This window comes from Actinoalloteichus fjordicus (genome assembly GCF_001941625.1).
GTDB lineage: Bacteria > Actinomycetota > Actinomycetes > Mycobacteriales > Pseudonocardiaceae > Actinoalloteichus_A > Actinoalloteichus_A fjordicus.
Genome location: NZ_CP016076.1, coordinates 654,297 through 666,946, shown reverse-complemented (window position 1 = coordinate 666,946; position 12,650 = coordinate 654,297). Strand labels below are relative to the sequence as shown.

General features: G+C 66.9%; 18 protein-coding genes. 7 read left to right on the top strand and 11 right to left on the bottom strand.

From position 1 onward, the window contains the following. Window positions 1-109: 109 nt before the first annotated feature. The 5 genes from UA74_RS03105 to secY form a co-directional block, all read right to left on the bottom strand. Window positions 110-646, bottom strand: a complete 537-nt coding sequence (locus UA74_RS03105; protein ID WP_075738737.1) for a DUF1707 SHOCT-like domain-containing protein — start codon at window positions 644-646, stop codon at window positions 110-112. Between the two features lie 119 nt (window positions 647-765). Further along, the gene (locus UA74_RS03100) at window positions 766-1,203 is read right to left on the bottom strand and encodes a DUF1707 SHOCT-like domain-containing protein (RefSeq protein WP_075738735.1); all 438 of its coding nucleotides are present in this window, start codon (window positions 1,201-1,203) and stop codon (window positions 766-768) included. A gap of 271 nt (window positions 1,204-1,474) precedes the next feature. Next, on the bottom strand, window positions 1,475-2,266 hold the full coding sequence (gene map / locus UA74_RS03095; protein WP_075738733.1) for a type I methionyl aminopeptidase: 792 nt from the start codon (window positions 2,264-2,266) through the stop codon (window positions 1,475-1,477). Window positions 2,267-2,272: 6 nt separating this feature from the next. Further along, window positions 2,273-2,833, bottom strand: a complete 561-nt coding sequence (locus tag UA74_RS03090) for an adenylate kinase (RefSeq protein WP_075738731.1) — start codon at window positions 2,831-2,833, stop codon at window positions 2,273-2,275. Then, window positions 2,833-4,140, bottom strand: coding sequence for a preprotein translocase subunit SecY (gene secY, locus UA74_RS03085; protein WP_075738729.1), 1,308 nt, complete (start codon window positions 4,138-4,140; stop codon window positions 2,833-2,835). The genes UA74_RS03090 and secY overlap by 1 nt, the downstream gene beginning before the upstream one ends. An 841-nt stretch (window positions 4,141-4,981) precedes the next feature. On the opposite strand from secY, the gene UA74_RS03075 reads away from it, so the two are divergent. After that, complete coding sequence (locus UA74_RS03075; protein WP_075743350.1) at window positions 4,982-5,641, top strand: class I SAM-dependent methyltransferase; 660 nt, start codon at window positions 4,982-4,984, stop codon at window positions 5,639-5,641. Window positions 5,642-5,788: 147 nt separating this feature from the next. On the opposite strand, the gene UA74_RS03070 is transcribed toward UA74_RS03075, so the two are convergent. The 3 genes from UA74_RS03070 to UA74_RS03060 all read right to left on the bottom strand — a co-directional run bounded on the left by UA74_RS03070 (window position 5,789) and on the right by UA74_RS03060 (window position 8,008). Continuing rightward, a complete protein-coding gene (locus UA74_RS03070) occupies window positions 5,789-6,502 on the bottom strand; it encodes a hypothetical protein (RefSeq protein WP_075738725.1) in 714 nt (237 codons plus the stop codon). 377 nt (window positions 6,503-6,879) lie between these two features. Then, window positions 6,880-7,152, bottom strand: a complete 273-nt coding sequence (locus tag UA74_RS33265; protein ID WP_232237792.1) for a GNAT family N-acetyltransferase — start codon at window positions 7,150-7,152, stop codon at window positions 6,880-6,882. A 583-nt stretch (window positions 7,153-7,735) separates the two neighbouring features. Further along, complete coding sequence (locus UA74_RS03060; protein ID WP_075738723.1) at window positions 7,736-8,008, bottom strand: hypothetical protein; 273 nt, start codon at window positions 8,006-8,008, stop codon at window positions 7,736-7,738. Window positions 8,009-8,218: 210 nt separating this feature from the next. On the opposite strand from UA74_RS03060, the gene UA74_RS03055 reads away from it, so the two are divergent. The 6 genes from UA74_RS03055 (at window position 8,219) to UA74_RS03030 (ending at window position 11,329) form a co-directional block, all read left to right on the top strand. After that, window positions 8,219-9,049 carry a helix-turn-helix domain-containing protein gene (locus UA74_RS03055; protein WP_257787511.1) on the top strand — a complete coding sequence of 277 codons (831 nt, stop codon included), beginning with the start codon at window positions 8,219-8,221 and terminating at the stop codon, window positions 9,047-9,049. Between the two features lie 7 nt (window positions 9,050-9,056). Beyond that, window positions 9,057-9,254, top strand: a complete 198-nt coding sequence (locus UA74_RS03050) for a DUF397 domain-containing protein (protein ID WP_075738720.1) — start codon at window positions 9,057-9,059, stop codon at window positions 9,252-9,254. A 132-nt stretch (window positions 9,255-9,386) separates the two neighbouring features. After that, window positions 9,387-10,181, top strand: a complete 795-nt coding sequence (locus tag UA74_RS30530; RefSeq protein WP_083682882.1) for a hypothetical protein — start codon at window positions 9,387-9,389, stop codon at window positions 10,179-10,181. Continuing rightward, on the top strand, window positions 10,168-10,512 hold the full coding sequence (locus UA74_RS03040; RefSeq protein WP_075738718.1) for a hypothetical protein: 345 nt from the start codon (window positions 10,168-10,170) through the stop codon (window positions 10,510-10,512). The genes UA74_RS30530 and UA74_RS03040 overlap by 14 nt, the downstream gene beginning before the upstream one ends. A gap of 99 nt (window positions 10,513-10,611) precedes the next feature. Further along, complete coding sequence (locus tag UA74_RS03035; protein ID WP_075738716.1) at window positions 10,612-10,968, top strand: hypothetical protein; 357 nt, start codon at window positions 10,612-10,614, stop codon at window positions 10,966-10,968. A gap of 16 nt (window positions 10,969-10,984) precedes the next feature. Continuing rightward, window positions 10,985-11,329, top strand: coding sequence for a hypothetical protein (locus UA74_RS03030; RefSeq protein ID WP_075738714.1), 345 nt, complete (start codon window positions 10,985-10,987; stop codon window positions 11,327-11,329). 69 nt (window positions 11,330-11,398) lie between these two features. Here the strand turns inward: UA74_RS03030 and rplO are convergent, their stop codons facing one another. Genes rplO through rpsE form a run of 3 tightly spaced genes read right to left on the bottom strand, consistent with a single transcriptional unit; the run spans window position 11,399 to window position 12,639 of the window. Then, window positions 11,399-11,842, bottom strand: coding sequence for a 50S ribosomal protein L15 (gene rplO, locus UA74_RS03025; protein WP_075738712.1), 444 nt, complete (start codon window positions 11,840-11,842; stop codon window positions 11,399-11,401). Between the two features lie 4 nt (window positions 11,843-11,846). Then, window positions 11,847-12,029, bottom strand: coding sequence for a 50S ribosomal protein L30 (gene rpmD / locus UA74_RS03020; RefSeq protein WP_075738710.1), 183 nt, complete (start codon window positions 12,027-12,029; stop codon window positions 11,847-11,849). Window positions 12,030-12,033: 4 nt separating this feature from the next. Then, complete coding sequence (rpsE, locus tag UA74_RS03015) at window positions 12,034-12,639, bottom strand: 30S ribosomal protein S5 (RefSeq protein WP_075738708.1); 606 nt, start codon at window positions 12,637-12,639, stop codon at window positions 12,034-12,036. Window positions 12,640-12,650 lie beyond the last annotated feature (11 nt).

Below are 12,650 nucleotides of genomic sequence, written 5' to 3'. Positions count from 1 at the left end.
ACCAGCGCGACGAATGCGCCGTTGAGCCAGTGTAGTCGCCGCGTGAAGCGGACCGACAACGGCCCCTAACACATGCGGCGACGACGCCTGAATCGGGCAGGCTTCTTGATCACCGGGACCGGTGGCCTCGATGCCCGTCGCCCGCGCCGCCGCGATGCCCGGAGCGCCCTGACCTGCCGGAACGCTCCGACTCGAACGCGGGCCCGTTGATCCACTTCAGCGCGACCACGATGCCCCAGGGACCCGCGATCCAGAGCCACCACGGATACACCCAGGTCACTGTCATCCCGATGACCAGCCAGATGCTCAGGCTGACGCCGACGACCGAGGCCCAGGTCGCCGTCTCCTTCCGACGGGCGGCCACGAAGGAGGCGTCCACCTCCTTCGACACCGACTCCGCCGCCACGGGCACCGAGGAGGACGTCACGGGCGTCATCGGCGTCACCGACTGCGTCGGCACCGGAAGATCGGCGGTGATCGCGGCGAGGTCGCCGTAGGTGCGGGCCTGCCACGCCTGGCGTGTCCGGTCGTCGAACTCCATCATCGTGAGCCTGCCCTCGGCGTGCGCGGCGCTCAGGCGCTCCACGACCTGCCCGCGGTCGGTGTCCGACGCGCGCAGCTCGTCCTGGGAGTGCGACTCGCCCACGACGTCGATTCTGCCAGACGCACTCACCCTGACCACCCCGTTCGCCCCGTTGATGCCATCACATCACCCGTGTGACATCACCGAGGATACCGAACGACGTCACAATGGCGCCAGTGGCGTCACTCGGGTCGCGGCCTGCCGATGCCGGTCGCGTAGAGGACCCCGAGGACGCCGCCGGGTGGGAGCGCCACCCAGAGCCACCACGGGTACAGCTCGAAGGAGCCGAGGTCGATCAGGCCCCACACCATCAGGTTGACCACGGTGGCGCTCAGCCAGATGATCGTCAGCACGCGTAATGCGACACCGCCCGCGTCCTCGCTGAAGACCCGCCTGCGTGGTTTCGCCTGGTCCTTGCCCTGCGGCCGGGCCGGCGGCAGGTCGCGGGTCACCTTCGCCAGCTCACCGCCGGTCTTGGCGTCCCAGGCAGCCCGCACACGGGTGTCGAACTCGCCGAGGTCGATCAGGCCCTCGGCGTGAGCCCAGTGCAGGTGCTCCTGAGTCCGCTTCCGGTCGCGGTCGGACGCGCGCATTTCCTCGCGGCTGGGTGGCTCGGTCACGGGACTAGTTTCCCTCGTCCTCGACGGGCTTCGGGCCGAAACCCGAGCAAAGGCCGAACAAATGATCCTCACACGGTATCCGCAGGAAGTCGGACCGGACAACGTTCACTGCGACACCGCGACCTCAGGACCATCCGGGTCGGTACGGGCTCGAGGGCAGCCGGCTGCGCAGGCCGAGGAGGCTCGACGAGACCGAGCGGTTCCCCCGGCCCGCCACCCGGCGAGCAGGCCTGCCGACAACCCGCCGGGGATCAACCTGAGCGCGGCGGCGTCAGTCCTCCGGCGCCGTCAGCACCCAGGGACCGTCCTCGGTGACCGCGACGGTGTGCTCCCAGTGCGCCGCACGCGAGCCGTCGGCCGTCACCACGGTCCACTCGTCGTCGAGTTCCCTGGTCTGAGCAGTGCCCAGCGTCAGCATCGGCTCGATGGCCAGCGCCATGCCGACCTTGAGCTTCGGGCCCCGACGCGGCTTGCCGTGATTGGGGACGAACGGCTCCATGTGCATCTCGGAGCCGATCCCGTGCCCGCCGTAACCCTCGACGATGCCGTACTCGCGGTCGTCGCGTTCACAGGCCTGGACGGTCGCGACCTCGATCGCCCACGAGACGTCCCCGAGCCGGTTGCCCACCCGGACCGCCTCGATGCCCGCGAGCATCGAGAGCCGGGTGGCCTCGGAGAGCAGCGCATCGGCCGCCGACTCGGTGCCGACGGCCATGGTCACCGCCGAGTCGCCGTGCCAGCCCTCGAGGATCGCGCCGCAGTCGACCGAGATCAGGTCTCCGTCGGCGAGGATCAGCTCCCGCGAGGGGATGCCGTGCACGACCTGCTCGTTCACCGAGGTGCAGATCGATCCGGGGAAGCCGTGGTAGCCCTTGAACGACGGCACGGCGCCCGCGTCACGGATGAACTGCTCGGCGACCTCGTCGAGCTCGCCGGTGCTCACCCCCGCCCGGACCTGCGCGCCGACCGCCCGCAGGGCGCCCGCGACCACGAGACCGGCCGCACGCATGGCCTCGATCTCGCCCCTGGTCTTGAGCTCGATCCCGCTACCCCGTTTGAGCATCCGAACTCAGCCGCCCTGCCTGGCTCGCAACGCGCTCAGGGCGCGATCGGAGATCTCCTGCACCGTGCCGAGGGCGTCGATGACCACCAGCTTGTCCCGGTAGTAGTCGAGCAGCGGCTCGGTGCTGTCGTGGTAGACGTCCAGCCGCTTGCGGATGACCGTCTCCGTGTCGTCCGCCCGCCCGCGAGCGAGCATCCGGGAGACGACCTCCTCCTCGGGGATCTTGAACTCCAGCACCGCGTCCAGCTCGTGCTCGTCCTGGTCCTTGAGGATTCCGGCAAGCACGTCGGCCTGCCCGATGGTGCGGGGGAACCCGTCGAGCAGGAACCCCCCCACCGCATCGGACTCCCGCAGGCGCTGCCGCACCATCTCGTTGGTGACCTCGTCCGGAACCAGCGAACCCTCGTCCAGGTAGCGCTTGGCCTCGGTCCCCAGCGGCGTCCGATTGTCGATGTTGGCACGGAACAGCTCGCCGGTGGAGACGTGGGGAATCCCCAGCGCCTCGCTCAGCACAGCCGCCTGCGTGCCCTTGCCCGCGCCAGGCGGGCCAACAAGAACCAGTCGCACTACTTGAGGAACCCTTCGTAATTGCGCTGCATGAGCTGGCTCTCGATCTGCTTCACAGTGTCGAGGCCCACGCCGACCATGATCAGTACCGCCGTGCCGCCGAACGGGAAGTTCTGGTTGTTCCCGTCACCGGTGACGCTCAGGAAGAAGTTCGGCAGCACTGCCACGATGCCCAGGTACAGCGAGCCGGGCAACGTGATCCTGGACAAGACGAAGCTCAGGTACTCGGCGGTCGGCCTGCCGGGACGGATGCCCGGCACGAAGCCGCCGAACTTCTTCATGTCGTCGGCGCGCTCATCCGGGTTGAACGTGATCGACACGTAGAAGTACGTGAAGAAGATGATCAACAGGAAGAACAGGCTGATGTGCACCCAGCTCGACTGCGGCACCAGGTACTCGTCGACGAACCGTCGCCACCAGTTGTCCTCGCCGGAGAGCTGCGACAGCAGCTGCGGCAGGTAGAGGAGCGAGGAGCCGAAGATGACCGGGATGACGCCCGCCTGGTTGACCTTCAGCGGCAGGTAGGTCGAGGTCCCGCCGTACATCCGGCGGCCGACCATGCGCTTGGCGTACTGCACCGGGATGCGGCGCTGTGCCTGCTCGACGAAACAGACCGCGACGATGATCGCGAGGGCGAACACGCAGACCACGGTGAAGACGACGCCGCCTGCGGTCTGGAGGATGTTGCCACCCTCAGCCGGGATGCGGGCCGCGATCGAGGCGAAGATCAGCAGCGACATGCCGTTGCCGACACCGCGCTCGGTGACCAGCTCACCCATCCACATCAGGAGGGTGGCGCCCGCGGTCATGACGATGACGACCACGACGAGACTGAAGATCGAGTCGTCGGGGATGACGCGCTCGTTGCAGCCCTGGAACAGGGCGCCGGAGCGGGCCAGGGCGACGACGGTGGTGGCCTGAAGGACCGCGAAGGCGATGGTCAGGTAGCGGGTGTACTGCTGAAGCTTGGCCTGACCGGCCTGGCCTTCCTTGCGAAGCTGTTCGAAGCGCGGAATCACGACGCCGAGAAGCTGCACGATGATGCTCGCGGTGATGAACGGCATGATGCCGAGCGCGAAGACCGACAGCTGAAGAAGAGCACCGCCGCTGAACAGGTTGAGCAAGGAGTACAGGTTCTGGTTCTCGCCCTGTTCAGCCAGCCTGAGGCACTCCTGGATGTTCGTGGAGGAGACCCCAGGCGACGGAACGTTCGCCCCCAGCCGGTAGATCACCACGATTCCGAGAGTGAACAGAATCTTGCGGCGCAAGTCCGGCGTAGTGAGAGCCGAGCGGAAGGCGCTGAGCACGCGTGACCTCCTCGGCGTCGTCGGGTTCTCATTCCGACGATCGGCATAGGCCGGCACGGTGCCGGCAGTACACGGGCCTGGCGCGCACGCCAGGAACACTGCGTGCCTCCAGGCACGAAGCGTGTGCCGACTCTAACAGCAGGGTGGTCATGCCCCACAAGGTGCGCGGACGTATTGCGGGTGATCAGCCGCGCTAGACACGGGTTCCGCCGTGTCAACCGCCGAAGGCGGCAACGTCTGACGGCCGCCGGCGGGGCCAGACCGCGTATCGGGGCACGGCCCGACGAGCGGATACGTGAGCGGATATGTGAGCGACCAGGCGTGACGCGAGGCAGGCAGCCGCAGACAGGCCAGGATTCCGGCGTTCCCCGGCCTCGGGGCGGTGCGATGTCCGGCCGGGGCCGACTCGCCGGGAGGATCACCGCCTGATTTCGCCCGGTCGGGTGATCATTGTCGTCGACGGCCACGCGCAGGCGGGCCGGCTTCCCCTCTGATCGCCGAGAGATGATCAGGTGCGGCTCTGGTCGGCTGACACGGACCTCGGGCGCAGGCGGGGGCCGATCGTCGTCGAGTTCGATGGTCACGACCGTGCCCGTCGGACCGACCTGCTCCGCGCCGAGGCGAAGCCGAGACGCCGATGGCGCAAGCCGCGCGTGTCACGAACTCCGGCGGGCGTCCGAGCACAGCAGTCGACGCGACATCCATCGATCAGATCGCGGGGCGATCCTCCGCCGCCGACGCCGTCCCGCTCGAAGGATCAGATCGGCACAGCAGCGACCGTGGAGAAGCCGGACCAGCCCAGCGCCGGGCCGTGGGCACCGACGACGGTACGGTTCGCGCCGTGACCGAACCCGCTGTCGTGCACGACATCAGGGCTGCTTACGACGCCGTTGCGCCCCGGTACGCCGAACTGTTCAGCAACGTGCTCGAGACCTTGCCGATGGAACGAGCGATGCTGGCCGCCTTCGCCGAACTCGTGCGGGCCCACGATGCCGGACCGGTCGCCGATGTCGGCTGCGGCCCCGGCCACGTGACCGCGCATCTGCACGCGCTCGGGGCGACCGCCTTCGGCATCGACCTGTCCTCCGAGATGGTCGCCCTGGCCCGCCGGGCTCATCCGGATCTGCGGTTCGACGAGGGTTCGATGACCGCCTTGGACGTCGATGACGGGGTTCTCGGCGGCATTCTCGCGTTCTATTCCGTGATCCACACGCCACCGCAGCACGTGCCTGCCGTGTTCGCCGAGTTCCGGCGAGTGCTGGCGCCGGGCGGCCACCTGCTGCTCGGATTCTTCGCCGGTGACGACCCGCTGCCGCAGGAATTCGACCACAAGGTCACGCTCGCCTATCGATGGTCGCCCGGCAGCCTCGCGGAGTCGGCACGCCAGGCCGGGTTCGTCGAGGTCGCCCGGTTGGTGCGCGAGCCGCGGGAGGGCGAGCGGCAGTTCCAGCAGGCGCAACTGCTGGTGCGCAAGCCCGAGGAGCCCGGAGCGCCCCGCTAAGCCGTCATCGGCGATGGTCCTCGTAGGTCTCTAGTCACCCCGGTAGCCGAACCGGCCCCTGTCTGCGGTCCGGTCCGGCTCCTGGCGAGATCGGGTGGCATCGACCGCCGTTTCGTCAATGCCTGCCCGTCGTGGAGACCCGCAGTGTCACGAGCGAAGGTTGATGTTGGCGCGGGTGCCGTCCTTGGTGAAGGTGCCGTAGAGGCCGGTGCGGGTGGTGCCGGTGGTGAGGAAGGCGACGTAGTCGGTGTCGGCGTGCGGGCCCGCGACGTGGAAGACCGGGACGGTGCCTGCCTGGAGGGCGTACCACTGATCGACCACGATGCAGTCGGCACCCCACAGACCTGGGGCCGGGATCGTCTGGCCGACGGACTCCGTCTGGTTGGCGCGACCGATGACGGCGATGGCGTGTCCGAGGTTGCCCTGCTTCACACCGATGTACTCGATCACGGTGCCGTCGGCCAGGGGGCTGTTCTTGGCCGCCAGGATGGCGATGACCACGGTGTTGAAGCTCTCACAGACGCCGATGAAGGGGTGCCCGACGGCCCGCGCTGCGCCCCAGTCGAGGTAGGCCTTGACGCGTTCGGCGTGGGAGGGCGGAGTGTCGCCGTAGCCGAGGGACTTCGCCTTGATCGGCGGGATGACCGACAGCAGTGTGTCCGACCCGGGCGCGTACTGCACGATCCGTTTCCTCGGGTCCTTGCCGAACCTGGTCTGCACGCTCGGATTGATCGCGTTGTAGGGGTTGTCGATGTAGACGCCCTGATCGGGCCCGTTCACCGGATCGGCTACCGCGACCCCTAACGACGACGCCTGAATCCGTGTGGCGATCCGATCCTCGAGCGACTGCGCGTTGGTCATGTCCGCTCCTTCATCCGACTTCCTACCGAGATGGTTATCGGCAGCGGGACGCCGGGCCTGACGGGTCAGGCGAGGAGCTGGGACCACTCGTCGAGGGACGATTCATCCACACGTCCCGGACGAGGTCGCACACCGCCGGTCCGCCCAGGTGAGAAGCCACGTACGCGACGACCGGCTCCCATCGCCCACCATCGCCGTCCACGACCACGAACGGCAGGGCGGACGCCTCGCCCTCGCGCCCACTGTCGGGACAGCTCATCGCCCTTCGGCGGGCTCCCGCCGCATGTCCTCGGCCGCACTCGGACGGAGCCCAGGCGAAGATCGCCAGGAAGCGTCCGTACCACGCCTACCTACCGCGGATTCTCGCCGAGATCGCCTCAGCGGAACATCTGTTTGACCAAGGAGGGACCCTCGAACTCGGCTGGAATGGCGTCCATCAGCACCTCATCGACCCGCTCACCAAGCCACATATTCGCGTTGCGGCGGATGCCCTGCCGCTTGAAACCCGCCCGCTCGTAGGCGCGGATCGCTCCCTGGTTCGGTTCCATGACGCTCAAGTACACGCATGCCAGGTTGGCGACGTGGAAGGCGTAGTCCAACACGAGCCCGGTCGCCTCGGAACCCACCCCTTTCTCCCGGGATTCACCCATGGCCACGATGTACTCGCCGTTGCGCGTGGCTGATCGGTCACTACCTGGGCTATACCGACCGGTCTGGGTGTCGCTCCGGTCAGGTCGTAGATCGTGAACCGGATCTCTCGGTCCGAGGCTCGGTCGTAGCCTTCGATGAGAATCAGCCGGGTGGTCTCGATCGGCTGGGGTGTTCGCCGGTTGTATCCGACGATGGTGGGGATGCTCTGCTCCCACCGCCAGTAGTCCTCCACGAGGTCGGCACGCAAAGGGCCGATGCCCGCCTTGTCACCGCGCAGCCAGATCAGGGGCTCGCTCACTGTTCTCCTTCGTGGGAAAATGCCAGGAGTGGCGGTGGATCTCTACGGGGCCGCACGGGACGCCCGCCAATGCTTCGGCGGGGCCGGCGAACACGATGACCGAAGGCGAGTCGGGCAGCGCCCCTCACCTGACATCCACCGCAGACGGGGCGAGATCGCGAGCGATCCCGCCCCTGCCGCAGACGGCGGGTTGGATGAGTGCGCTGTGATCAGCACCGCAGCCCGGGTGCCGTCGGCTGGAGGCCGGCCCGCCCATCGACCTCTACTACGCTGCCCACCCGCCGTCAGGCGCTTCCCCTCGACCGATCGGCCACGCTCTCAGCGTCTCCGGATGCCTCGACGGTCCCGGCCCGCAGCTCCGTGATCGCGGTGTCGAGCATGTCTCGGCAGCGGCAGGCGGCCTCCTCGGACATCCCCACCGTGAACTCCATGGCGCCGAGGAAGGTCAGGTCGATGGCGCCGCTCGTGCTGTCTGCCTTGCAGTAGAGCCGGTCGCCGTCGTGAACGTACGCCCAGGCGCCGCCGGTGGTGGCCGTGTCGTCGATCAAGGTGGTCATGTCTCACTCCCTCGGGACGATGATCGGCTTCCGGACCAGCCGATCTCCTCACGTCGAGGCTAAACTACGTGCCAGAATTAGACGTTAATCCTTTGGCGTGAATCCCGTGCCGAGACTTGAGTCTGGTCAGCGAACAGGCTGAGCTTCTCCGCACAAGCGTCGTGGCAGGGAGGACGGATCTTGAGCGACAGGCGAGTCAGGACCGAGCACGTGCAGGTCGCGGCAACCTTGCGACGAATGCGTGAGAAGGCGGGCGTGACGCGAGAAGAGGCTGCCGACCTACTCGGATGCAGTCTCTCCAAGATCGGCGATCTCGAGGTGGGCAGGTCCAAGCCCAAACCCGTCGAGTTGGAGAAGCTGCTCGACAGGTACGCGATCGGTGAGGATGAGCGTGCTGAGCTGATCGAGTTTGCGCGTACGACACGGCGTCGTCGTCCGCCGAGCCCGTACACGACGGCCGTGACCCCGACCAACCTGCGTCGAGCCATTGATCTGGAGTCCCAGGCGACGTCTTCGGTCTTCTACTCCTCCGAGTTGATCCCAGGTCTGCTTCAAGTAGCGCCCTACATCGAAGCGACCCTCCGCTGGGGTCGCGACAACAGGCCCGACGAAGTCGCTCGCTTCGTCGATCTCCGCCTGGAGCGAGCGGCAGTCCTGACCAGGAACGATCGTCCGCCGCTCAGGTACTGGTGCATCCTCGGCGAGGCCGCCCTCCGCACGGGCATCGGCGGTACCGAGACCATGCGCCAACAGGTTGCTCACCTGATCAAGACGAATGAGGACCTGGAGAACGTCGTCATCCAAGTTCTGCCCTTCGGGGCTGGACCACATCCGTTTCTCGGGATCACCGTGACCTGGCATCGGTTTCCCTCCCCAGCACCCGACATACTTATCATGGACAGCCACGGGCGAGACGTCTTCCAGGATCGACGAGCAGAGGTCGCCCGCGCGGCGCACCATCTCGACCTGCTCAAGGCGACAGCCCTGGGACTCAAGGAGAGCACCGCGTTCCTCCGCCGGGTCCATCGCGAGCTGAAATGAGCCGGCCATGGCACGGAACACCAACGAGTGGTTCGTCTCCACCAGATCCCACAACGGCAACACGTGCGTCGAGACGATGTTCACCGACGACGCGGTCTACGTCCGCAACAGCGTCACCCCCGACCAGGGCACCACCGCCTTCACCCACCCCCAGTGGGCCGCCTTCATGTCAGCCGTCAAGGACGGCACCTACGCGCCTCGCTAGCCCTCGGCGGGGCGGTCGATGCCCACAGACACGCGGTCACTCGCGTACGCGCGCAGGCACACCCCGTGCGACCCTGGCAGCCGCACCTCGGGCACCATGACGGCGTGATCACACACCGTAGGGGGTCCGGCATTGTCTGTCACCGAGATCGTGGCGAAGCTGCGGCAGGCCTACGCACTCGTCACTCAGGCCCGCCGCGAGGCCGCCCGCGCCGCTGACGCGATCACGGACGGCGCCGCCATCGTCGGCGCGGCCACGGCCGGATCGACACAGCCGCACGTCGACCAGATCACCCACCACGCACGGGCCGCAGGCGACGACGTCCAGACCGCCGATGCCATGCTCCGCCAGGCCCAGGACGTCATCGACGCCTACTGCCATTCCATCGCGGGACACGGCATCGCGGAGGCGGGCGGAGGGACTAGCGGACCGCCGAGTGCCCCGCACTCCTCCGCCGAACCGTCGACAGGACCGCAGCCACCGCCACCGCCTCCCGACCACACGGCCGATCCTGGAGTGAAGTATGCCGACTGGATCGCCGAGCTACGCCGTAGTGGCACGAAGATCAGCACAGACAAGATCGTCCGAATGACTCGCCTCCGGAACGGCCGCCTTGTCTGGCTCGAGACCGGGACCAAAAACTCCGGGCTGGGACACGTCATGAGCGACGGCAGGCCCGAGCAGTTCGAATACCTCGGGACACCACGAGAACAGCTACCGGCGCTGATCATTGCTGCATTGGAGCGAGGACGCGTTGTCGGCTATAGCGGCAGGGACCGACCGGTCTACGAAGTAGACATCGGCGATGGGCCTCGACGAATCGCCATCACCGTCAGCAGCAATGGCTACATCGTCGGCGCACATCCGATACCCCTCGACCAGGTACTTCGGCAACACCGAGACAGGAGCAAACATGGCAGGCTATGACGTCGTCCTTCACGCAGGATGGGAGGAACCGCCCTTCTGGTTCTGGGTCGGCGAATCACCCCAATACGACCACGAGATCGACGAAGCCGCGGAACTCCTCGGCCTCAGCCCCGAACTAGTCCATGACCTCACGGAGTGGGACGACGAATTCCAAGCCGTCTACAACGACGACACTCCCCAGGAACCACTTTGGACCAGCCCTGAAGCAGAGACCGCCTGGCTGGAAAAGGGCAAGACACTAGCCGCCCGCATCAAACGAGAATCGCCCGTCACCAACCGCGTCGTCTATCGAGGTGACGGTACTTTCCCGAGCGGCTCCTGCGTGTTCTGACGCAGACAGCGACGGGTGCCAGCTCCCCTCCGTCGAAGGAGACCGACGGACGGTCGTACTTCTCACTCTTCGATCCGTGGCAGAAGGAACTATCCACTGATGACCGGTGACACGGCGGGCTATGACGTCACTCTGCACGCAGGCTGGGGCGAGGACTGCATCCGGTTCCGAACCAGCCGCTCTCCCATGCTCCAACACTCGGTCGAGGAAGCCGCTGAGCTGCTGTCACTGAGCGATGACCTCGCCGCCGAACTCACCGACTGGGACGACGAATACCAGGACGTCCTCAACATCGACGTCCCGCAGGACTCCGAATGGCCGAGCCCCGAGGCCAGACAGGCCTGGCTAGAGAAGGGCAAGACACTCGCCGCCCGCATCAAACGCGAATCCCCGGTCGTGTCCAGGGTTGAATACTTCGGTAACGGCACCATCGCCGATGGTGAGTGCGTCTTCTGAGAAGACAGGAGCACCCATGGCAGGCTATGACGTCGTCCTCCACGCGGGCTGGGAAGAACCGTGCTTCTGGTTCTGGGTCGGCGATTCGCCCCAATACGACCACGAGATCGACGAAGCAGCCGAACTCCTCGGCCTCAGTCCTGAACTCGTCCACGACCTCACCGAATGGGACGACGAGTTCCAGGCCGTCTACAACGACGACACACCCCAAGAGCCACTCTGGACCAGCCCTGAAGCAGAGATCGCCTGGTTGGAGAAGGGCCAGACACTGGCCGCCCGCATCAAACGCGAATCCTCCGTCACCAACCGCGTCAACTACCGAGGGAACGGCAGCATTCCCAGCGGCTCCTGCGTGTTCTGACCCGCCCCACCGACGACGAACGGCCCGCAGGAGAACCTGCGAGCCGTTTCGTCGTGCTCGATGAAGAACTCAGACGGTGGTGGTGCTCCCACCGGCCGCCGTGATCTTCTCGATCGCGCTGCCGGAGAACCGGTTCGCGGTGACGCTCAACTTCACATCGCCGAGGTCGCCGTTGCCCAGCACCTTGACCAGCTCGTTCTTCCGGACGGCTCCCGCGGCGACCAGCTCGGCGATGCCGATGGTGCCGCCCTCGGGGAACAGCCTCGCCAGATCGCCGATGTTGACGACCTGGTACTCGACCCGGAAGCGGTTCTTGAAGCCCTTGAGCTTCGGCAGCCGCATCTGGAGCGGAAGCTGACCGCCCTCGAACCCGGCCTTCACATTGCTCCGGGCCTTCGTGCCCTTGGTACCACGACCAGCGGTCTTGCCCTTGGAACCCTCACCACGACCGACGCGAGTCTTCGCGGTCTTGGAACCAGGAGCAGGCCGCAGGTGGTGAATCTTGATGGCCATTGCTTCAGTTCACCTCTTCGACCTTCACCAGGTGACGCACGGTGTGGATCAGACCGCGGACCTGGGGAGTGTCATCGCGCACCACTTCCTGCCGGATCTTGCGCAGCCCGAGGGTGCGCAGCGAGTCCCGCTGGTTCTGCTTGGTGCCGATGGTGCTGCGAAGCTGCGTCACCTTCAGCTGCGACATAGCCTCACACCCCCTGTCCGGCGCGAGCCCGCAGCATTCCTGCCGGGGCGACGTCCTCGAGAGGCAGGCCGCGGCGAGCAGCCACCTCCTCCGGACGCTGCAAGCCCTTGAGCGCGGCCACCGTGGCGTGCACGACGTTGATGGCGTTGTCACTGCCGAGCGACTTGCTCAGGACGTCGTGGACGCCTGCGCACTCCAGCACGGCACGCACCGGGCCGCCGGCGATGACACCGGTACCGGGGCTCGCCGGGCGAAGCAGCACCACACCGGCCGCCTTCTCACCCTGGATGGGGTGAGTGATGGTGCCCGCGATCCGAGGGACGCGGAAGAAGTTCTTCTTCGCCTCTTCCACACCCTTGGCGATCGCGGCAGGCACCTCCTTGGCCTTGCCGTAGCCGACGCCCACCATGCCGTCGCCGTCTCCGACGATCACCAGCGCGGTGAAGCTGAACCGACGACCACCCTTGACGACCTTCGCCACCCGGTTGATCGCGACGACGCGCTCCAGATGCGGGGTCTTCTCCTGAGCCGCCCCGCCGCGGCCACCGTCCCGACGGTCGCGGCGCTCTCCGCGCTCGCCACCGCCCTCACGACGTGTGCGTCCTGGCATCAGACGACCCT

Bases quoted from the DNA above. Each gene is read 5' to 3' on its own strand.
- UA74_RS03040 (WP_075738718.1), top strand. From the start codon at position 10,168: ATGGCAGGCTATGACGTCGTCCTTCACGCAGGATGGGAGGAACCGCCC.
- UA74_RS03030 (WP_075738714.1), top strand. From the start codon at position 10,985: ATGGCAGGCTATGACGTCGTCCTCCACGCGGGCTGGGAAGAACCGTGC.
- map (WP_075738733.1), bottom strand. From the start codon at position 2,266: ATGCTCAAACGGGGTAGCGGGATCGAGCTCAAGACCAGGGGCGAGATC.
- UA74_RS03070 (WP_075738725.1), bottom strand. From the start codon at position 6,502: ATGACCAACGCGCAGTCGCTCGAGGATCGGATCGCCACACGGATTCAG.
- rplO (WP_075738712.1), bottom strand. From the start codon at position 11,842: ATGGCCATCAAGATTCACCACCTGCGGCCTGCTCCTGGTTCCAAGACC.
- UA74_RS33265 (WP_232237792.1), bottom strand. From the start codon at position 7,152: ATGGGTGAATCCCGGGAGAAAGGGGTGGGTTCCGAGGCGACCGGGCTC.
- rpmD (WP_075738710.1), bottom strand. From the start codon at position 12,029: ATGTCGCAGCTGAAGGTGACGCAGCTTCGCAGCACCATCGGCACCAAG.
- UA74_RS03060 (WP_075738723.1), bottom strand. From the start codon at position 8,008: ATGACCACCTTGATCGACGACACGGCCACCACCGGCGGCGCCTGGGCG.
- UA74_RS03050 (WP_075738720.1), top strand. From the start codon at position 9,057: ATGGCACGGAACACCAACGAGTGGTTCGTCTCCACCAGATCCCACAAC.
- UA74_RS03035 (WP_075738716.1), top strand. From the start codon at position 10,612: ATGACCGGTGACACGGCGGGCTATGACGTCACTCTGCACGCAGGCTGG.
- rpsE (WP_075738708.1), bottom strand. From the start codon at position 12,639: ATGCCAGGACGCACACGTCGTGAGGGCGGTGGCGAGCGCGGAGAGCGC.